The following is a 17,972-nucleotide window of genomic DNA, read 5'->3' as shown; positions in this document are numbered from 1 at the left end:
CAATAGCCATATTGCTTCAGATATCACAGGTTGATGATGTTATATTTTATTCTCTTCGCATGGCTCTATTTTTGGTTAGCTTCTGCACTTGAAATGAATTTGAGGAGATGGGAAATATAGGCATGCAGAAATCTATAGGTGTATTTGATTCCGGTGTTGGCGGGCTCTCCGTGTTAGCGCACATTCATCAGCATCTAAGTGCAGAATCATTGATCTATGTTGCTGATACTGCCTATATGCCATATGGCTGCAAGACAGCGGCAGAGGTGACTGATCGCTGTCTGAAGATCTCCGACTTTCTCGTTGAGAAGGGGGCTCAGGCCATTGTGGTCGCCTGTAATACGGCAACTGCCGTGGCGATTAACCTGCTCAGAGAACGCTATAATATCCCTGTTATCGGCATGGAGCCGCCGCTTAAACCTGCAGTGATACATAGTCGAACCGGTGTGGTTGGCGTGCTGGCCACCAGTGGTACGGTAAGCAGTGAACGATTCAATAGCTTGAAATCGCGCTTTGCTGCTGATGCCAGGCTGCTTGTTCAGCCCTGTCCTGGACTGGTAGAGCGTATTGAGGCGGGTGATCTGACCGGGGCGGAGACCCGGGCCATATTAACAGCTTATCTCAAACCGCTGTTGGAGCAGGGCGTGGATACCCTTGTTCTCGGCTGTACCCACTACCCCTATGTGATACCTCTGATTGGTGAGATTGCAGGTGATGCTGTTACCATTCTTGATACGGGTGATGCCATTGCACGTGAGTTGAAACGGCAACTTATGCTGCGCGGCAGGCTTAGTCAGGAGAGCCAGTGCGGGGCTGTTCAGTTCTGGAGTACAGGCAGCCCCAGTGAGAAATTGATCTCCCGTCTGTGGGGTCAACATGTAGATGTGGGCCAACTTGACATCTGATCATTTTATGCACTCCCATGAAAATTGAGGATTCCTTGTAAATGCCAGTAAAATCAATGCATTTCTCTTGCTAATAGGGTTTCTGCCGCTATGGTTCGCGCCAATTTCAACTATAGGATGTAAACCAACATGGCTACAAAGAATACCGTGACAAAAAAAGAGTTACTTGAGAAGGCATCAGGTCTTGGTCTGAAAGGGAGCGCAAAGCTTCGTAAAGCTGAGCTCATTCATTCCATTCAGATTGCTGAAGGCAACACAGACTGCTTTGCTCGCATCGCTAACTGCGCTGTTACACCATGCCTCTACCGTGGTGAGTGCCAGGCCTGATTAGCAGCTAGACTCTAAACTGATCTAAGATCAGAGAAACGTGGGCCCATTGTGGCCCACGTTTTATTTATGGGCGGTAGGTAACCTTGGCTGTGCAGGTTTCTGAGATCTCAACGCGAGAAACCCGGATACGATCATCATCAAGGCGTGCACTCATCTCTCTGTACAATTCGCGTGCAACATTTTCACTGGATGGGTTGATGCTATCAAACGGTGCCACATCATTCAGGTTATAGTGATCCCATGGCTCCAGAGCCGCTTTGAGCTCGTTTTTCATAATTTTGTAGTCAATGCCCAGGCCGATCTCATCGAGCTCTTCACACTCGATGAAGAGCCGTACATGCCAGTTGTGGCCATGCAGGCGCGCACAGTCACCGGGATAGTCACGCAGACTATGGGCAGCCGAGAAGTGGGTCTGGATGGATAGTTCAAAAATTGCCATTTTATCTCCGGGCACTGGGCAGCAGCAGCGCTGCTGATACGGTCCGCCCCTCTTCAATGAGGATATTGTAGGTGCGGGCAGCCGAACGGCTATCCATACACTCAAGTCCAATCTTTCTGCTGCTGACAAACTCCAGAATCTCCGCAGAGGGGAATGCGGTCTGACGGCCTGTACCAAGAATCAGAATTTCAGGTGCCGGCTCCATAAGCATGGTCAGCTGCTCTGTCGTCAGCTCACTAAGCTTCTCAGGCCCCCAGGGGGCTGTTATAGCATTAGCATGGATACAGAGACCACTCGGGTAGGCTTTGCGGTTGATACTGATCTGAGCATCATCGTAACCGGTGAACAGTAGTGTTCCACCCGGTAGTCGAGATGAGATATCACCTTTCACTTAAATCTTCTTGCCTGAAGGCAGGGAGGAGCTCAGGGCCTGGCCTCCATCTCCTTGATCTCCTCTTCGTTGCCTTTAAAACGTCCTGCAAGTGCCAGCATGACCGGGCTGGCAACATAGATCGAGGAGTAGGTACCGACAAAAATACCGGCAATCAGTGCAAAGGCAAAATCGTGAATCACTTCACCGCCGAGGAAGAAGAGGGCAAGCACCACCAGCAATGTGGTAACGGAGGTCATCACGGTACGCGACAGCGTCTGATTAATCGAGTCGTTGACTACCAGTTTCTCATCATGCGGATTCTTGCGTTTGCGGTTAGCAGCGAAGTTTTCACGGATGCGGTCAAAGACCACGATGGTATCATTCAGCGAGTAGCCGATCACTGTCAGCAGTGCGGCAATCACCGGCAGTGAGAACTCTTTGCCGGTAAGTGCAAACAGGCCAAGCACGATGGTGATATCGTGCAGCAGGGCTGCATCAGCACCGAGTGCAAAGCGGAACTCAAAACGGAAAGTGACATAGATCAGAATAGCCAGCATGGCGATCAATACAGCCATGATACCTGCACGGGTCAGCTCTTCACCCACCTGTGGGCCGACAAACTCAACCCTGCGCATCTCAATGGCATCCGCACCGAACTTCTCGGCAAGACCATCAAGAATAGCTGTGCTGATGATCGATGAGTTTTCAGCCTCTTCGTTCTGAACGCGAATCAGAATCTCTTCAGGAGCACCAAACTCCTGAATCACTGCATTGCCATAACCTTTGGGAGAGAGGGCGGCACGAACATCAGTAATTGCAGGTGCTGTTTCAAATTTAACTTCAACCAGCGTACCGCCGGTGAAGTCGATGCCGAAGTTCAACCCCTTGGCAGCCAGTGCGCCGAGCGAAACCAGCAGCATGATACCTGAAACAATCAGGGCGAATTTTCTCTTGCCGATAAAATCGACGTTAATGTCAGAACGGATCAGTTGCATATCAGTAGCCTCAGATGCTCAGTTTTTCGATACGGTTACGTTTGGCGGTTGAGAAGGCGATGATGCCGCGCGTGACAGTGATAGCAGTGAACATCGATGCCAGAATACCAACCGAGAGGGTGACTGCGAAACCTTTCACCGGACCGGAGCCGAACTGGAAGAGAACGATAGCGGCGATCAGCGTGGTGATGTTGGCATCAACGATGGTTGAGAGTGCTTTATCATAACCACCATCAATGGCTGCCAGCGGTGTTTTGCCTAGCCTTAGCTCTTCACGTATTCGCTCAAAGATCAGCACATTGGCATCCACGGCCATGCCGATAGTCAGTACGATACCGGCGATACCGGGCAGGGTCAGGGTGCCACCGATAATGCTCATGGCCGCCAGAATCAGCAGCATATTGAAGACCAGTGCAACGTTGGCGACCATGCCGAACAAACGGTAGTAGAGGCCCATAAAGATCAGTACGAGTACCGAGCCGATAAGGATGGAGTTGATACCCTGATCAATAGAGTCCTGACCCAGGCTCGGGCCGATGGAGCGCTCTTCGACCACTTTAACCGGAGCGGGCAGGGCACCGGCACGCAGGATAATGGCCAGATCATGCGCCTCTTCCGGTGAGAAACTGCCGGTAATCTGGGCAGAGCCGCCGGCGATGCGTTCACGAATCACCGGTGCAGAGTTGACGGTACCTTCAAGGATAATGGCAAAACGCTCACCGACATGGGCTGCTGTCAGCTTATCAAATTTACGTGCGCCTTTGGTGTTGAACTTCAGGGTAACGGCATACTCATTGTAGCGGGAGTCAATTGAAACACGCGCATCGGCAATTTCATTGCCTGATAGTTCAGTACGTTTTTTCAGCAGATAGGGCTGACGGTAGCTCTTGCCATTACGGGTCTGCTCGGGGCCATACATGATGATATCACCGGCAGGGATGCTGCCTGAAAGTGCTTTATCAAGGTCACCCTTCTCATCCACGATTTTGAACTCAAGCTGGGCAGTGCGGCCGATCATATCTTTAGCACGGGCGCTGTCTTCAAAACCGGGGATCTGTACCAGAATACGACGCTCACCCTGTTTGATGATGGTCGGTTCAGTGGTGCCCAGCGCATCAATACGGTTACGAATCACCTCAATCGCCTGATCAACAGCGAACTTCTTAAGCTCTTTGGCGGTTTCAGGTTTCAGGTTAAGAACAAAGGTGCTGCCAGCCGGATTGCTAATCGCATAGGTGTTGAAATTCTCTTCCAGAATCTTTGCGGCAGCATCGATCTCGGTAGCTTCTTTGATCACGATGGTCATGCTGGTGCTGTCACTGCTCAGCTTGCTGTAGCGGATGCGCTCTTTACGCAGCGCCTGACGGGCTGTGTCGATATCACCGGTAACGCTGTGTGATACAGCTTTATCCACATCAACATCGAGTACCAGATGGATGCCGCCTTTGAGATCAAGGCCGAGGGTCATCGGAGTACTCAGAGCAGATGGCCACCATGATGGTGGTGTGGTGAGGTTGGGCAGGGCTCCCATCAGGGAGACCACAAGTACGGTCAGAATGAGCCCGTATTTCCAGCGTGGAAAGCTATGCATGAATGAAATCCTTGTTTAAAAAAACTGTTAGTCTTTTGCGTCTGCTTTTGCGTCTGCTTTTTCAGCAGGTTTGGCAGCCGGTTTGGCAGCAGGTTTGGCAGCCGGTTTGGCCGGTGCTGTTTCAGCAAGGCCGGCCACGGTGTCGCGCTTAACCTTAATCACTACACCCTCAGCAATTTGAACCTTCAGGGTATCTTCGTTGACGGCAGTGATTTTGCCGTAGACGCCACCACCGGTCATTACCTTGTCACCTTTACTCAGCGAGTCGACCATGCCGCGATGCTCTTTCAGTTTCTTCTGCTGTGGACGGATAAGCAGGAAGTAGAAAATCACCATGATCAGCAGCAGTGGAATCAGAGAGGCGAAACCGCCATCTGCAGCAGCGCCCTCAGCAAAGGCCGGGGTAATAAAGCTCATCGCAGCAGCAATAGATGCGAAAGAGAGAGAGAAAACTGTTTTCATGATGTTATAACTCCTGAATATCAATAGACGGCGATTATGCTTCACCGCGGTAGCGTTGTAAAAACTTGTCACGGAATTCGGGCCAATTCCCCTCAATCAGTGCGGTTCTGGCCCGAGACATGAGATGGCAATAGTAGTGAAGATTGTGCAAGGTATTCAACCTCGAACTTAAAATCTCCTTTGCCATATACAGATGGCGCAGGTAAGCGCGGGAAAAGTTCTTGCAGGTGTAGCAGTTACACGATTCCATGATTGGCGACGCATCATCGAAATGTTTAAGGTTTTTGATGTTGATCTTGCCATCATCGGTGAAAAGGGTGCCATTACGCGCATTTCTGCTGGGCATCACACAGTCAAACATGTCGATACCGCGATCAATACCTTCAATCAGATCATCGGGTGTGCCCACGCCCATCACGTAGTGCGGTTTGTCTTGCGGAAGATGCGGAGCCAGCGCATCCATCATCGCCATCATCTCCTCTTTGGGTTCACCGACCGAGAGGCCACCAATAGCAATGCCTTCAAAATCGATCTCAGAGATTGCTTGCAGACTCTCGATACGCAGTTCCGGATACATGCCACCCTGTACAATACCAAACAGCGCCTGTGTCTCGTTGACCGGCAGGTATTCACGACACTCTGCAGCCCAGCGCATGGAGAGTTGCATCGAATCATTGGCCTCTTCATAGGTGGCCGGGTAGGGGGTGCACTCGTCAAAGGCCATGACAATATCACTGCCGAGTTTACGCTGGATATCCATGCTCTCTTTGGGGCCGAGGAATACTTCACGGCCATCAATATGGGAGCGGAAACGGACACCGTGCGCTTCGATCTTGCGCAGTTCACCGAGAGACCAGACCTGAAAACCACCGGAATCGGTCAGGATAGGGCGATCCCAGGCCATGAATTTATGCAAACCACCCATCTTCTCCACCAGATCAGCACCCGGGCGCAGCATCAGATGATAGGTGTTACCGAGAATAATAGAGGCTTCAATATCATCGGTGAGGTCGGCAGGGGTAAGACTTTTTACAGTCGCCTGTGTGCCAACCGGCATGAAAACAGGTGTTTCGACACTGCCGTGTGGCAACTGCACACGACCGGCACGGGCATAACCGGTTTCATCTTTGGCGAGGATTTCAAAACTGAGGGAGGACATGGCGGCGCAGACTGACGTCTGTACCGCATTGCAGCAAGGGATTCAGCTTGTTTTTTTCGCCAGTGAGGAGACGCGGGTGAAGATCAGCACAACAGCGAAAAGAACCAGCGAAGAGAAGAGTGCGAAATCAATAAATCCCATGAACGAGTAGTGCTCATTGTTCAGCTCCACACCGATGCGACCCAGCGCATGTATCCATGAGAACTGATAGAAGATAATCAGCATAAAGAGGCTGAATACTTTGGCTCCCAGTAGCAGTGCAGCAGTTTTACCGCTTGAAGAGCTCTTCTCATCTTTAGAGAAGTAGGATTGCCACTGAAATGTTTTCTGCTCTGTATCTGCAGCTGCAGCATTATAGCGTGGATAGATTTCACTTTTGGCCTGATAGATGGCGCGAACAAGCGGCATATGCATCACGATATAGGCGAGATAGATGATGGTGCAGGCCAGCGAACCCCACTTCAGTAGGGGAATCGCGAATTCGGCCAGTGCCTGAGGTTCCATTGTGGTGTGGTTGTAAGCAATTAATGCGGCCAGAACAGTGGTAGGCAGGGCGATTACAAGCCAGATGATGTTTTTTAAACGTTTGAGGCGCAGAACCTTGTCTCGAACCTGCCTCTCTTCTTTCTGGAACTGCTCAAGTGCTGTGGAAATCGAAGCTTCGTTCATTTATAACCCCATGTTGTCTGATCTGCGCATCTATTCAATGGCGCAGCAGACTAACTTTAAGGCCGGTTACAGCAAGTCAGGGATAATCGGGCAAGGTTTTCCTGATTAATCCTGATCTGGCTCATAGTAATTACCTTTGCCGGTTGTTCCATGTGGATCCTTCTGCTTGCCAAGAACGCCGATGCGAACTGCTACCAGTACAATAATAAACAGAACGAGGCTGGAAAACAGGGTCAGATCAATAAGGCCAAGATAGGCATAATGTTCTGTTTGTAGCTCATGACCACTGACGGCTTTCATGTGCATCCAGCCGAATTGAGAAATGAGAATGAGCACAAAAAGGGTGATAATCTTCGTGGTGATGGCAAGGATGACACCAAAGCCACTATTGCGGGGTTCAGTATCTTCTTTTCTGAAATAGCTGTGCCATGAGAATTTGGGGTGTTCATCAGGATCTACTTGATCTTTCAGGCGCTGATGGATGACGCTGTGAGCATGGTAAATTCTTCGTACAGTTCCAAAATAGAAGAAGATAAAGACAATATATCCGGATGTAACCAGAATCGTTACAGTCATCATGATCAGTGATAAATCATCCGCCATCTCTGTAAGGGTATCCAGATGCTGCGAGTGGGCGAAAACCAGCCCCCCCAAGAGTATTGCTGCCAGAAGTACACTTACTGTCCATGTGATGGTTTGAAGCCGATGGGCTTTAGTTATCTTTTTACGGATTTCTGAATCATCCTGCTTGAATTGTTCAAGGGGGGGGAGCTTGCTTTGATCGTTCATAATATCCTCTCTCACGTGCGGGGATTGCACATTTTCAGGTTATAATATTAAACGTATTCTAATAATCTAATAAAATAATATACGAACTATGGCATTTAGTTCTGAATCCATCAAGAGGCGGCTGCAAATAACGGATTTACAGGCTAACGTATCATTAAACAGATGCTGAGATATGATTTGTCCTATGATCGAATTTCCTGATCCAGAACAGGCTGATGATGATGGACTGCTGGCTGCCGGGGGTAATCTGCAGCCGGAAACGCTGCTGGCGGCATATAGCCGGGGTATTTTCCCCTGGTATGCAGAGGGGCAGCCGATTCTCTGGTGGTCGCCGGATCCGCGCATGGTGCTCTTTCCTGTAGATTTTCACTGCTCCAGACGTCTGGCCCGACGTATGCGACAGAATCTCTATTCCATCTCATTTGATGAATCATTTGCTGAGGTGATCCATGCCTGTGCAGCGATTCCACGCCAAGGCGAGAGTGGTACCTGGATCCTGCCTGAGATGATCACGGCCTATCAGGCTATGTTTACAGAGGGTTATGCCCACTCGGTAGAGGTGTGGCAGCAGGATAAGTTGATCGGCGGGCTGTACGGTGTACTGCACAACGGTGTCTTTTTTGCCGAGTCGATGTTCAGTCGTGAAATCGATGCCTCTAAAGTGGCGCTGGCGGCACTGTGTGAGCGGGCCTTGTCTGAAAACTGGAAGCTGATTGATTGCCAGTTTCACACCGCCCATCTGCAGAGCCTTGGTGCGCGTGAGATTTCTCGACGCGAATTTCTCAACCGGATCAGTGATTGATTATCTGGTAGCTTTTCGTTTCTAATCGAAGATGAGATATTGAACCGCAAAAGACGCAAAGGTAGGCAAGAGGAGTGATCAGTATTGCAGGGAGCCGATGGTTGCCTATTGGTTATTATGACAAATATTGATTTTACTTTGCGTCCCTTTGCGTAATTTGCGGTGAAAAAAGGAATAATAATATGAGTCTGAAGAGTAATCGTGATCAGTTAGTGCAAACCGCCGTGCAGGGCTCTGTTGCTCCGGCGCATCAGTGGGCACCGTTTGAAGTGGGTTCTGCCGGTGAAGTCTTCTCCTGGCCCTCCACCGGTGGCATCACCTATAACGTGAAAATCGGTGATTCGGTCTTTGGCTGGGCCGGTGAACATATTGAGCCGGGCGTATCCACGACCATGACGCACAAGAATCGAAAATGTGAGTCAGGGTACCAGTTTCTCGCCTGTTGTGGTAACCGGGCCACGGTGATTTCCGGTGCTGCCAAAGGGGCTAAAGGCACCGTACTTGGTCACCATGGCGGTGTTGAGCACCTGATGCTCGATTTCCCTGATAGTACACTGGATAAGCTGACCTGTGATGACAAATTTCTTGTTAAAGGGTGCGGACAGGGGTTGAAACTCATCGATCATCCTGAGGTGTTTATCTACAACCTCGATCCGGATCTGCTCGACGCCTGGGGTCTTGTTGAGCGTGAGGATGGCAAGATCGAGGTGCCGGTGCATGTGATCGTGCCCGGCCATGCTATGGGTTCGGGTATCGGTGCGCTCTCAGTGGCTACCGGCGACTACGACATCCTCTGTCATGATGAGGATATGGTGAAAGAGAACGGCATGGAGCGACTTCGTTTCGGTGATTTTGTTGCAGTGCTGGATCACGACAATCGCTACGGACGCACCTATCGCAAAGGGGCGGTTACGATTGGTGTTGTGATTCACTCCGATTCGCCACTGGCCGGTCACGGACCGGGCATGATGACCCTGATGAGTGCCTGTAACGGCAAGCTGCTGCCGGTGATCAGTGAAACGGCCAATATCGGTGCCATCAGATCCATTGGCCGCTTTGCAGTCGAATGAGTGGTGATGCGACACTGAAGGTCGCCTGCATACAGATCTGCTCCGTAAAAGAGATCGAGCGAAACCTTGCGGTAGTAACCTCTCTGCTGGCAAAAGCGGCAGAGGCTGGGGCCAAACTGGTGGTGCTGCCTGAGAACTTCGCTTTTATGGGTGGTAGTGAAGAGGAGAAGCGGGCGCTGGTCGAAGATCAGGCTGACTCATCAATACTCAAATTTCTTTCACAGCAGGCTGTTCAGCACGGCATTGCCATTATTGGCGGCACGCTGTTGCTCAGCGGTCGTGACGGGAAGATTCGCAATGTGTGCCCGGTTTATGATGCCAAGGGCGATCTCATCGCGCTCTACGATAAGATTCATCTCTTTGATATGGAATACAATGGCGAGTCCTACCATGAGTCGGCACTGATTGAGGCGGGGGAGAAACCTGTTACCGTCAGCATAGAAGGTTTCAAGGTTGGTCTGAGCATCTGTTACGATCTGCGTTTCCCCGAACTCTATCGCCGCTATGTCGATGCAGGCTGTCAGCTGCTGGTCAATGTGGCTGCATTTACAGCTATAACTGGGCGTGCTCACTGGCAGCCTCTGCTCAGAGCAAGGGCGATTGAGAATCAGTGTTATATGCTGGCCTCTGCCCAGTCGGGAAGACACCCCGATGGCAGGCAGACCTGGGGGCACAGTATGATCATTAATCCCTGGGGAGAAGTGGTGGAAGAGCTTGCTGAAGGGGAGGGGTTTATAAGTGCTGAACTCTCTATGCAGAAGCTGGAGCAGGTGCGGGCATCGATGCCTGTTTTGCAGCATAAAAAGCTCTGATTCAACACTTCTGTTAATTACCTTAAACCGACTCAATAATTTCTCATTCACAGCCTGAAAAGCTGCTAACTGTTGAAAAGTAAGGGCTTACCGATGCTATCCACAGAAGCTGTGGATAACTTGGTGGATAAAACTTCACCGTTTGATGTTTAACTTACCTTCGTTCATACAGCATGATTACTGCCTAAATTTTAGGCGATATAAAAACACCTTTATTAATAGCATGTTAGATATTGCTTTATGAGGCTATTTTGAGCTGGCGGAGCTAATTCTTAAAAAACCTTAATGGGACTATGTCTGCGGTGGATAATTCCTGTTATATCACTGTTTAAGCTGTCTTAGCGCCTCAAACACGGCGATGGAGCAGGCATTGGAGAGATTCAGTGAGCGCACCGGAGCATCCTCCCGCATCGGGATGGTTACGCCATTTATCTCCTCTAAAATGGAGCTACTTAAACCTCTGGTTTCAGGGCCGAAAACCAGCACGTCTCCGGGCTTGTACTGCACATCCCAGAAGCTGGTTTTCACCTTCGAACTGAGTCCGTACCAGTTGCGCTCTATCCCGATAAACTGACGCGCCTCCTGCCAGCTCTGGTGGTGATGAATATCCAGATGTTGCCAGTAATCCAGCCCTGCTCGCCGTACCGCTTTTTCATCGACATCAAACCCGAGCGGATGCACCAGATGCAGTGTGCAACCCGTGCAGCCACACAGCCGTGCAATGTTGCCGGTATTAGGAGGGATCTCAGGCTCCACTAACACGATGTGCAGTGGAGGCGTCATGAGAGGCCTCCAGGGGGACAATTTGGCAGGATCGCCAAATTCATGGCGCACATCATGTGCGCCACCCTTGTGGGGCGCTTGCGCGTGCAATTGTACTATCCTGTACAATTGTGGACGTGCCACAGGCATGCCCGAAGGGCGAAGGGCTTGGATGCCCTGAGTCAATCTCAGGCTCAACGAGGACGATATGTAGAGGTGTATTCATGTGACAGAAGGCTTAGTCAGAATGCCATCCAGTGCAATAGTGACGAACCGTTTCGGGTGTTGCTCTTCAGTATTTATTCTTTATCAAAGCTATCCACAATAATAGCACCCATACAAGCAGGCATAGAGATGACTATTAAGCGTTTAAATGCAACAACCGTATCTGTAAGTAACGGGAATTTATTTAAAGAAAACAGTACTAACGCAACCACCAATGCTGTAATCGCATAAGCAATGGCTATACGCCATAAAAAAGCAGGCATTCTGTGTTTAACCTTGCCTTGAAATACACTTTGATATGCGTAAAAGGTTAGGAACGACATAGAGAGAAGAAATAGTGTTAGCAGATTCGTTATAGGAAGTGTCTCGCCCAGCCTCCATGCCTCTTCAGAGAACGCAACTGGAACTGCTAAAGCAAAAGCTCCAATTGCAACCTGGCTGGCATCCTCTGAGTTGAAGTTTAAGTTCATGGTTTTCCCTTACTGTTCGAATGATTTTCGACGCTATTTGGTGTCGAATGAGGTGATCTGTTATCTCTTTTTGCAGTAATAAATCTAATATTTAACCATCCAAATATCGCAGAAATTAATGAAACAACCAGAATCACTGACTTTGCACCTTGAAGATGCAGTGGCTGTGATTCAAAACCCGGTGTGGCTATTAATGTCGACATAAGTAAACCCTTTCCCGACCACTATACGCCGTTAATCTGGATCAAGCGAGCGATCCGGCCAAACATGGCAAATGATATGTAACGGAGATTTCATCGGCCTAAAGGCTTAGTCTCAACGCTCTCCAACGCAATAGTTTGAATTTCGGCCACAAATAATCATTCACTACGCAAGGGTGCTGTTATTATTTCATGCTCTCAAAACAGACCCTGTTTTCCCGCCAAAGGAAAAACTTTTCTATGATATTATGAATTGTTATAATGTCTCTATGGGATTTAGCACTCATTACATGGAAGAGCATGGTTTTGTACTCATCAAGCTATTTGGTGTGGTTGATGATAAAACGCTCTTAGATCTTGTCACTTCTCATGCTGAGAAAACTCAGAGCATTCCTGACATGAAGGAGTTCATTGATTGCAGGGAGATTTCGAATATTGATGAATTAACTGTGCACGGTGTCCGGCATGTTGCAAATCATATTGGAGATAAACCTGAGTGGTTACTTGCATTACTCATTAACGATACCCCGTTATTACAGGGAATGGCTGAAGGCTATCGAGCTAGTTCTTTAGAACAGAGAAAAGATGTAAAAATATTCACAGAATTGAACGAGGCTATTTCCTGGATTACTCAAGGTGAAGATGAATTGGCCAGCGCTATCACTGCATTTATAAATTAGGAGGATTGAACTCCTTCCATGCAATTGAGCCTCTTCCAGACAACTTATAGTCAATAAGCTTTTAGCAGGCTCTCTAAAAGCCGTGTTATTCGCATAGATCGCGCACATTTAATGGTCTGATTTATGCTAAACTAGCGATAAGGGTATTGATTGTAGAGCTAGGGTTGATACCCCTCAGGCCACAATTGGTTGCTTCACTGGAGGGCTCAGTATCAAGTGAGATTTTATAACTCCATTATTAATCCGAAGCTGGTTTACAGTATGATTGTGGCTGTCGCGATAGCTATGACTGTCTCCATGTTCATGATGTTCAGAATCGGCTTAAATATGTCAGACCACCATGTACCACTGGCAGATGCTGCTCAGGAGGTCATGACTCATACAACAGAGTTCCACCTCTGGTTTGAGGAGCTGGTGCAGGGTGATCCAAGCGTCGATGCCAATGAAGTGTGGATGCACTTGGATCATGCAGAGTGGTATGCCAATGCCATGCTGCATGGAGGAACAAATCATGAAGGGGAATACATACCTCTGGATGATCCACTTTTACATGAGGAAATTAATCAGGTTCTTATTTTATTGCACGACCTGAAAGAAATTGCCCATCAACGCTTAGAGCCAGGTAAGGATAGTGCCATTGGCAGCGCCATCGATCAGGTTTTTGATGCCTCTTACAATAAGGCAATGGAACAGGCACAGGAGGTTGAGGAAACCCTGAGGCAGGCTATCGCTCAGGAGGTCAGAAACCTTGGGTTAATTCTAGGTGCCGTTGTTTTCCTCTTAGTATCACTCGTTATTGGTATAGGCTTTATATTTTATAAACAGGAAGCAGAGAGAAAGCTGTTGGAAGAAGAGAAGCTGGCGCAAGAAAAGCGTTACAGGATCTCTATTCGCACCGCGAATGAGGGATATTGGATGACAGATGAAAACGGCAATCTGCTGGAAGTTAACGACGCCTACTGTGAATTAACTGGCTACAGCAGAGAAGAGCTGATGCGTATGAATGTTGCCGATCTGGAGGCTAGAGAAAGAGCTGATGAAGTAGCTGATCACATCAAAGATATCGCAGATAAGGGGAGGGCCAGATTTGAAACCAGACACCGCTGCAAAGATGGCAGAACTGTTTGCGTGGAGGTCAGTGCTACGGTGGCCCCATTTGATGGGGCGCTGAGGGGATTTGCATTTATCCATGATTTAACCAAGCGAAAAATAGCGGAGCAAGCTCTGGCAGATAGTGAAGAGAGGTTTTCTCTTGCCATGGAGGGATCCAGCGATGGCTTGTGGGACTGGAACCTTAAAACCAACGATGTTGTCTTTTCCAAACGCTGGAAATCCATGTTGGGATACAGTGAGGATGAGTTGGAAAACAGCTTTGACACATGGGAGCGGCTGGTTCACCCGAATGATATCAATAAAGCAAAACAAGCTATTGATGATTACCTGAGTGGGAAAATATCCAAGTATGAGGTCGAATTCAGAATGCAGCATAAGGATGGGCATTGGGTGGATATTCTGGCTCGCGGCAGAGGTGTATCTGCAAAGGGAGATAATGGGTATAAACGCTTAATTGGAACACATGTCGATATCTCCGAACGCAAACAGCTTCAGTTCAAGCTGCAGAGGCAGGCCAATATCGATGGTCTGACAGAAATTTATAATCGCATCTACATGAACCGGAAACTGGAAGATGAGGTGCAGCGTGCTATCCGATTCCAGACACCGCTCTCTCTGCTGATGCTGGATCTGGATTATTTCAAACAGATCAATGATACCTATGGTCATCAGGCCGGTGATGCCTGTCTCGTGGAGTTAGCCACTCTCATGAAAGGACTGGTTCGCAGTGTGGATACATGCGCCCGCTACGGCGGCGAAGAGTTTGTCATTATTCTCCCTCAAACATCGCCAGAAAATGCCATGGTCTTTGCTGAGCGCCTTCGGCAGAAGGTGGAAAACATGGTGGTGAGGTATGATGATCAAAGCATTCAATATACGATTTCAATCGGTATCAAATCGTTAAGTCAGATAGAGAAACAATCATCTGAGGAGCTGTTGAAGGGTGCCGATAATTCCCTTTATCTCGCGAAACAGAATGGCAGGAATCGTTCGGTCTCATATCCTATGGTTGATCCATCGTCAGAATAGCCATCTCTGCTTTGGGTGTTATCAGGCGTTCAGATGATGTGTCCCAGTTTTATGGAAACAAAAAAGGCAGGGGGTTAGCCCTGCCTTTGTAATGTGATTGCGCTGGAATCAGTCCAGATGCTCGTCGATGAACTCGGTGAGCTTGGCTTTGTTGACTGCGCCAACTTTGGTGCCCTGAACGTTGCCGTCGCGGAAAAGCATCAATGTAGGGATGCCACGAACGCCATATTTGCCCGGCGTGTTCGGGTTATCATCGATATTGATTTTGGCGATTGTTACCTGACCTTGCTTCTCGCCTGCAACTTCGTCCAGAATCGGGGCGATCTGTTTGCACGGGCCGCACCATGGGGCCCAGAAGTCAACGACGACAGGGCCGCCTGCTTTTAGTACATCGGCATCAAAACTTTCGTCACTGACATGAATGATTAAATCTGAAGACATTTAATTTCCTCTTTGGATTGGAATTGCACGACAAGTTAGTCCTGGGGGGTAAAAGCGTCAACCATGTCCGAGCATCAACAGTTATATAAGATGATTCAAAACCGGATTCAAGAGGGTGATGGTTTCCTCCCTTTTGACCGATTTATGCAGGCTGCGCTTTACGAACCGGGACTCGGTTATTACGAATCGAAAACCGTTTTCGGTGAAAAAGGGGATTTTGTCACTGCTCCTGAACTTGGCCCCTGGTTATCACTCGGTTTTGCCGATCTGCTCTTCTGGGCATGGAAAGAGCTGGGTGAGCCGGCGCAGTGGACACTACTGGAGCAGGGTTCCGGTTCCGGCAAACTACTGGCTTCAACGCTGGGCATGATCGCCCAGTTTAATATGACGCAACCCACAGCTGTGATCTCGGTTGAGCGTAGTGCGCAGTTGCGTCAGCGCCAGATCGAACTGTTTGGCGCATCCGGTTTTGACGTTGACGTTGTCTCCACACTTGATGCGGTTGAACCACGCGAAAATATTATTGTTTTCAGTAATGAGCTGCCCGATGCCTTTCCGGTGCGCTGTTTTGCTCACTCAGGTGGTGCTTTTTATGAGCGTGGTGTGGTCGCCACTGAGGCAGGTTTTGATTGGAAAAATGGTGAAAAGATTATTGATGATGGGCCAGAGATTGCAGATGAACTGATTGCAGGTTGGCAGGATGGTTATGTCAGTGAGTGGAATCCGGGTCTGAAAGAGTGGCAAGAGCAGTTGGCCGCTATCGTTGAGCGCGGTTTTATCTTTACCAATGATTACGGCTATTCACAGCAGGAGTACTACCGCGAGGGCAGGCGTGAGGGTTCACTGATGGCTCATATCGGTCAGGCCGCCAGTGAGGATGTGTTGGAAGATCCCGGCAGTCGCGATATCACAGCCCATGTCGATTTCACGGCGCTGGTAAAGGCTGGCAGAGCCGTTGGTCTGACTCCACTGCTCTGGATGTCGCAGGGTGGCTGGCTTGCGCAATCACCATCAGTACAAGCCTTTGTGCAGTCGCTGGCGATGCAGAATGATGCCGCCAGCATGCATCTGATGGCGCACGCCAAACGGGTATTGATGCCATACGGCATGGGTGAGGTGTTTAAGATATTGGGACAGGCAAAAGGGGTTGAGAGCGCACGCCCTGATTATCTCAGTCAGTTTGATCATCTGGATCATCTACAGCGATGATCGGTAAAACCCTGAAGGGGCGTGCTGGCCCGATACTGCCCGGCGGTGAGGCGCTGGTGCATGCAGATGGTGACACTGTGCTGGTTGCCAATGCCGTGCCCGGTGATGAGTTGGCCGTACATATCTCTGGAAAGCGGCGTGGCGTATGGCGTGGCGAGATTGTCGAGGTGCTTGAAGCCTCTGATCAGCGCATCACGCCAGCCTGCCCTGTTGCAACTCTTTGTGGAGGTTGTGCGCTACAATCAATCTCTGGCTCTGATCAGGCCAAACTGAAATCGGAGTGGGTGAAAAGTGCGTTTGCACCGTTCATAAAGAGTGATACGGCGTGGTTACCGATTGTATGGCAGGAAGATCGTTTTCGCAGGCGTGTCCGCTGGTCAGTGGGCAGTGACAGGGCGGGGCTGTTTCTTGGCTTTAAAGCCTTTGCCAGCCATCAGCCGGTGCGCCATCGTGATTGTCTGGTTGTCACACCTCAGCTTAATCAACTCGCCCGCCTGATTGAAAAAAATATGCATCTGAACGGTGTGGCATCAGTGCAGGCATTGCAGCTTAATGATGGTATTCATCTCATTATCGAAACAGAGCATCCGCCTGAGTCGATTGCCACCGATGAACTTGATGCACTGGTTCTGCAGTGGTGGTGGCGGGATGCTCAGGGTATCACCCGGCCATTGAAGAAGCCTGTTATCCCACTTCATGACCAGCTGCCTGCAGGAAACCTGGATGTGGCAGTTACGGTTGGCCCGGATGGGTTTGTGCAGGGGCAGGTTGAAGGGAACCGTGAGTTGATTGCCCAGATTCAGGATTGGGCCGGAAAACCAAGACGTATTGCCGATCTCTTCTGTGGTATCGGCAATCTCTCGCTGCCACTTGCAGCAGCGAGCGGGGCAGAGGTCTTCGGTGCAGAACTTAATGCCGCCAGTGTGCGTGCGGCAGCAGCCAATGCCAAAGCGCTGCATGTTAAAGCCAGCTTTACAGAGGCTAATCTCTTTGAGGATTTTGATATCGAGCCCTATATCGGCGCTGATCTGCTGCTGCTTGATCCGCCAAGGCGAGGTGCCAAACGGATCTGTGATCAGATTTCACGTCTGCTGCCGGAAAAGATTATTATGATCTCTTGTGATGTGGCGGCTGGAGCAAGGGATGGTGCTATTCTGAAAAAGCATGGATATCAGTTCAAAGCGCTGCGTGCACTGGATCTTTTTCCCGGGGCAGGGCATGTAGAGGCGATGAGTCTCTGGACTCGGATATAAAAATGAATACTCCACTTTTGTCCCATAGCTGCGTTGCTTCGGTGCTCAAATCCTCACAAAAAGGCAGGAGCCGTTTGGACAATCAAGGATTGCCCGAAGGGCGAAGGCAGTGGATGCCTGAGTCACGTATTTCAATACGCTCCGGTTTTGCGCGCCTTACGCCTTGCCATGAATCAAAATTGAAGCATCCTCTG

General features: G+C 49.5%; 20 protein-coding genes. 9 read left to right on the top strand and 11 right to left on the bottom strand.

Features of this window, described 5'->3' with window-relative positions; genetic code table 11:
- Nucleotides 1–122 precede the first annotated feature (122 nt).
- The gene (gene murI / locus F3F96_RS05650) at nt 123–905 is read left to right on the top strand and encodes a glutamate racemase (RefSeq protein WP_206675279.1); all 783 of its coding nucleotides are present in this window, start codon (nt 123–125) and stop codon (nt 903–905) included.
- A gap of 129 nt (nt 906–1,034) precedes the next feature.
- On the top strand, nt 1,035–1,232 hold the full coding sequence (locus tag F3F96_RS05645; RefSeq protein ID WP_176962281.1) for a hypothetical protein: 198 nt from the start codon (nt 1,035–1,037) through the stop codon (nt 1,230–1,232).
- Nucleotides 1,233–1,299: 67 nt separating this feature from the next.
- Here F3F96_RS05645 and F3F96_RS05640 read toward each other — a convergent pair whose 3' ends face one another.
- From F3F96_RS05640 to F3F96_RS05605, 8 genes are all read right to left on the bottom strand, one after another.
- Entirely contained in the window at nt 1,300–1,674 is a 375-nt protein-coding gene (locus F3F96_RS05640) for a 6-carboxytetrahydropterin synthase (protein WP_176962280.1), read from the bottom strand.
- A 1-nt stretch (nt 1,675) separates the two neighbouring features.
- Nucleotides 1,676–2,065 carry an Mth938-like domain-containing protein gene (locus F3F96_RS05635; RefSeq protein WP_370465508.1) on the bottom strand — a complete coding sequence of 130 codons (390 nt, stop codon included), beginning with the start codon at nt 2,063–2,065 and terminating at the stop codon, nt 1,676–1,678.
- A 32-nt stretch (nt 2,066–2,097) separates the two neighbouring features.
- Nucleotides 2,098–3,042, bottom strand: a complete 945-nt coding sequence (gene secF / locus F3F96_RS05630) for a protein translocase subunit SecF (RefSeq protein WP_176962279.1) — start codon at nt 3,040–3,042, stop codon at nt 2,098–2,100.
- A gap of 10 nt (nt 3,043–3,052) precedes the next feature.
- Entirely contained in the window at nt 3,053–4,633 is a 1,581-nt protein-coding gene (gene secD, locus F3F96_RS05625; RefSeq protein ID WP_176962278.1) for a protein translocase subunit SecD, read from the bottom strand.
- A gap of 27 nt (nt 4,634–4,660) precedes the next feature.
- Nucleotides 4,661–5,095, bottom strand: a complete 435-nt coding sequence (gene yajC / locus F3F96_RS05620; RefSeq protein ID WP_176962277.1) for a preprotein translocase subunit YajC — start codon at nt 5,093–5,095, stop codon at nt 4,661–4,663.
- Between the two features lie 34 nt (nt 5,096–5,129).
- The gene (gene tgt, locus F3F96_RS05615; RefSeq protein WP_176962276.1) at nt 5,130–6,254 is read right to left on the bottom strand and encodes a tRNA guanosine(34) transglycosylase Tgt; all 1,125 of its coding nucleotides are present in this window, start codon (nt 6,252–6,254) and stop codon (nt 5,130–5,132) included.
- A gap of 42 nt (nt 6,255–6,296) precedes the next feature.
- Nucleotides 6,297–6,923 (bottom strand): hypothetical protein, encoded by a 627-nt coding sequence (locus tag F3F96_RS05610; protein WP_176962275.1) that lies wholly within the window; start codon nt 6,921–6,923, stop codon nt 6,297–6,299.
- 105 nt (nt 6,924–7,028) lie between these two features.
- A complete protein-coding gene (locus F3F96_RS05605; protein WP_176962274.1) occupies nt 7,029–7,712 on the bottom strand; it encodes a DUF4153 domain-containing protein in 684 nt (227 codons plus the stop codon).
- A gap of 184 nt (nt 7,713–7,896) precedes the next feature.
- On the opposite strand from F3F96_RS05605, the gene aat reads away from it, so the two are divergent.
- The 3 genes from aat to F3F96_RS05590 all read left to right on the top strand — a co-directional run bounded on the left by aat (nt 7,897) and on the right by F3F96_RS05590 (nt 10,396).
- The gene (gene aat, locus F3F96_RS05600) at nt 7,897–8,514 is read left to right on the top strand and encodes a leucyl/phenylalanyl-tRNA--protein transferase (protein ID WP_176962273.1); all 618 of its coding nucleotides are present in this window, start codon (nt 7,897–7,899) and stop codon (nt 8,512–8,514) included.
- 182 nt (nt 8,515–8,696) lie between these two features.
- Nucleotides 8,697–9,584, top strand: coding sequence for a DUF4438 domain-containing protein (locus tag F3F96_RS05595; protein WP_176962272.1), 888 nt, complete (start codon nt 8,697–8,699; stop codon nt 9,582–9,584).
- Nucleotides 9,581–10,396 (top strand): carbon-nitrogen hydrolase family protein, encoded by an 816-nt coding sequence (locus tag F3F96_RS05590; RefSeq protein ID WP_176962271.1) that lies wholly within the window; start codon nt 9,581–9,583, stop codon nt 10,394–10,396. The genes F3F96_RS05595 and F3F96_RS05590 overlap by 4 nt, the downstream gene beginning before the upstream one ends.
- 321 nt (nt 10,397–10,717) lie before the next feature.
- On the opposite strand, the gene F3F96_RS05585 is transcribed toward F3F96_RS05590, so the two are convergent.
- Both F3F96_RS05585 and F3F96_RS05580 read right to left on the bottom strand, forming a co-directional pair.
- The gene (locus F3F96_RS05585; protein ID WP_176962270.1) at nt 10,718–11,179 is read right to left on the bottom strand and encodes a tRNA (cytidine(34)-2'-O)-methyltransferase; all 462 of its coding nucleotides are present in this window, start codon (nt 11,177–11,179) and stop codon (nt 10,718–10,720) included.
- Nucleotides 11,180–11,457: 278 nt separating this feature from the next.
- The gene (locus F3F96_RS05580; protein ID WP_176962269.1) at nt 11,458–11,853 is read right to left on the bottom strand and encodes a DUF2391 family protein; all 396 of its coding nucleotides are present in this window, start codon (nt 11,851–11,853) and stop codon (nt 11,458–11,460) included.
- 469 nt (nt 11,854–12,322) lie between these two features.
- Between F3F96_RS05580 and F3F96_RS05575 the strand changes: the two genes are divergently transcribed.
- Together F3F96_RS05575 and F3F96_RS05570 are read left to right on the top strand one after the other, a co-directional pair.
- A complete protein-coding gene (locus F3F96_RS05575; RefSeq protein WP_176962268.1) occupies nt 12,323–12,733 on the top strand; it encodes a hypothetical protein in 411 nt (136 codons plus the stop codon).
- 297 nt (nt 12,734–13,030) lie between these two features.
- Nucleotides 13,031–14,875, top strand: a complete 1,845-nt coding sequence (locus tag F3F96_RS05570; protein WP_176962267.1) for a sensor domain-containing diguanylate cyclase — start codon at nt 13,031–13,033, stop codon at nt 14,873–14,875.
- Nucleotides 14,876–14,983: 108 nt separating this feature from the next.
- Here F3F96_RS05570 and trxA read toward each other — a convergent pair whose 3' ends face one another.
- Nucleotides 14,984–15,316 (bottom strand): thioredoxin TrxA, encoded by a 333-nt coding sequence (gene trxA, locus F3F96_RS05565; RefSeq protein WP_176962266.1) that lies wholly within the window; start codon nt 15,314–15,316, stop codon nt 14,984–14,986.
- 63 nt (nt 15,317–15,379) lie between these two features.
- On the opposite strand from trxA, the gene F3F96_RS05560 reads away from it, so the two are divergent.
- Nucleotides 15,380–16,525 carry a class I SAM-dependent methyltransferase gene (locus F3F96_RS05560; protein ID WP_176962265.1) on the top strand — a complete coding sequence of 382 codons (1,146 nt, stop codon included), beginning with the start codon at nt 15,380–15,382 and terminating at the stop codon, nt 16,523–16,525.
- A complete protein-coding gene (locus F3F96_RS05555; protein ID WP_176962264.1) occupies nt 16,522–17,778 on the top strand; it encodes a class I SAM-dependent RNA methyltransferase in 1,257 nt (418 codons plus the stop codon). Before F3F96_RS05560 ends, F3F96_RS05555 begins: the two co-directional genes overlap by 4 nt.
- Nucleotides 17,779–17,972 lie beyond the last annotated feature (194 nt).

The sequence above is a fragment of the Mariprofundus sp. NF genome (genome assembly GCF_013387455.1).
Classification (GTDB): domain Bacteria; phylum Pseudomonadota; class Zetaproteobacteria; order Mariprofundales; family Mariprofundaceae; genus Mariprofundus.
This window is presented reverse-complemented; position numbering and strand designations above follow the sequence as displayed.

Bases quoted from the DNA above. Each gene is read 5' to 3' on its own strand.
- murI (WP_206675279.1), top strand. From the start codon at position 123: ATGCAGAAATCTATAGGTGTATTTGATTCCGGTGTTGGCGGGCTCTCC.
- F3F96_RS05645 (WP_176962281.1), top strand. From the start codon at position 1,035: ATGGCTACAAAGAATACCGTGACAAAAAAAGAGTTACTTGAGAAGGCA.
- F3F96_RS05640 (WP_176962280.1), bottom strand. From the start codon at position 1,674: ATGGCAATTTTTGAACTATCCATCCAGACCCACTTCTCGGCTGCCCAT.
- secF (WP_176962279.1), bottom strand. From the start codon at position 3,042: ATGCAACTGATCCGTTCTGACATTAACGTCGATTTTATCGGCAAGAGA.
- secD (WP_176962278.1), bottom strand. From the start codon at position 4,633: ATGCATAGCTTTCCACGCTGGAAATACGGGCTCATTCTGACCGTACTT.
- yajC (WP_176962277.1), bottom strand. From the start codon at position 5,095: ATGAAAACAGTTTTCTCTCTCTCTTTCGCATCTATTGCTGCTGCGATG.
- tgt (WP_176962276.1), bottom strand. From the start codon at position 6,254: ATGTCCTCCCTCAGTTTTGAAATCCTCGCCAAAGATGAAACCGGTTAT.
- F3F96_RS05610 (WP_176962275.1), bottom strand. From the start codon at position 6,923: ATGAACGAAGCTTCGATTTCCACAGCACTTGAGCAGTTCCAGAAAGAA.
- F3F96_RS05605 (WP_176962274.1), bottom strand. From the start codon at position 7,712: ATGAACGATCAAAGCAAGCTCCCCCCCCTTGAACAATTCAAGCAGGAT.
- aat (WP_176962273.1), top strand. From the start codon at position 7,897: ATGATCGAATTTCCTGATCCAGAACAGGCTGATGATGATGGACTGCTG.
- F3F96_RS05595 (WP_176962272.1), top strand. From the start codon at position 8,697: ATGAGTCTGAAGAGTAATCGTGATCAGTTAGTGCAAACCGCCGTGCAG.
- F3F96_RS05590 (WP_176962271.1), top strand. From the start codon at position 9,581: ATGAGTGGTGATGCGACACTGAAGGTCGCCTGCATACAGATCTGCTCC.
- F3F96_RS05585 (WP_176962270.1), bottom strand. From the start codon at position 11,179: ATGACGCCTCCACTGCACATCGTGTTAGTGGAGCCTGAGATCCCTCCT.
- F3F96_RS05580 (WP_176962269.1), bottom strand. From the start codon at position 11,853: ATGAACTTAAACTTCAACTCAGAGGATGCCAGCCAGGTTGCAATTGGA.
- F3F96_RS05575 (WP_176962268.1), top strand. From the start codon at position 12,323: ATGGGATTTAGCACTCATTACATGGAAGAGCATGGTTTTGTACTCATC.
- F3F96_RS05570 (WP_176962267.1), top strand. From the start codon at position 13,031: ATGTTCATGATGTTCAGAATCGGCTTAAATATGTCAGACCACCATGTA.
- trxA (WP_176962266.1), bottom strand. From the start codon at position 15,316: ATGTCTTCAGATTTAATCATTCATGTCAGTGACGAAAGTTTTGATGCC.
- F3F96_RS05560 (WP_176962265.1), top strand. From the start codon at position 15,380: ATGTCCGAGCATCAACAGTTATATAAGATGATTCAAAACCGGATTCAA.
- F3F96_RS05555 (WP_176962264.1), top strand. From the start codon at position 16,522: ATGATCGGTAAAACCCTGAAGGGGCGTGCTGGCCCGATACTGCCCGGC.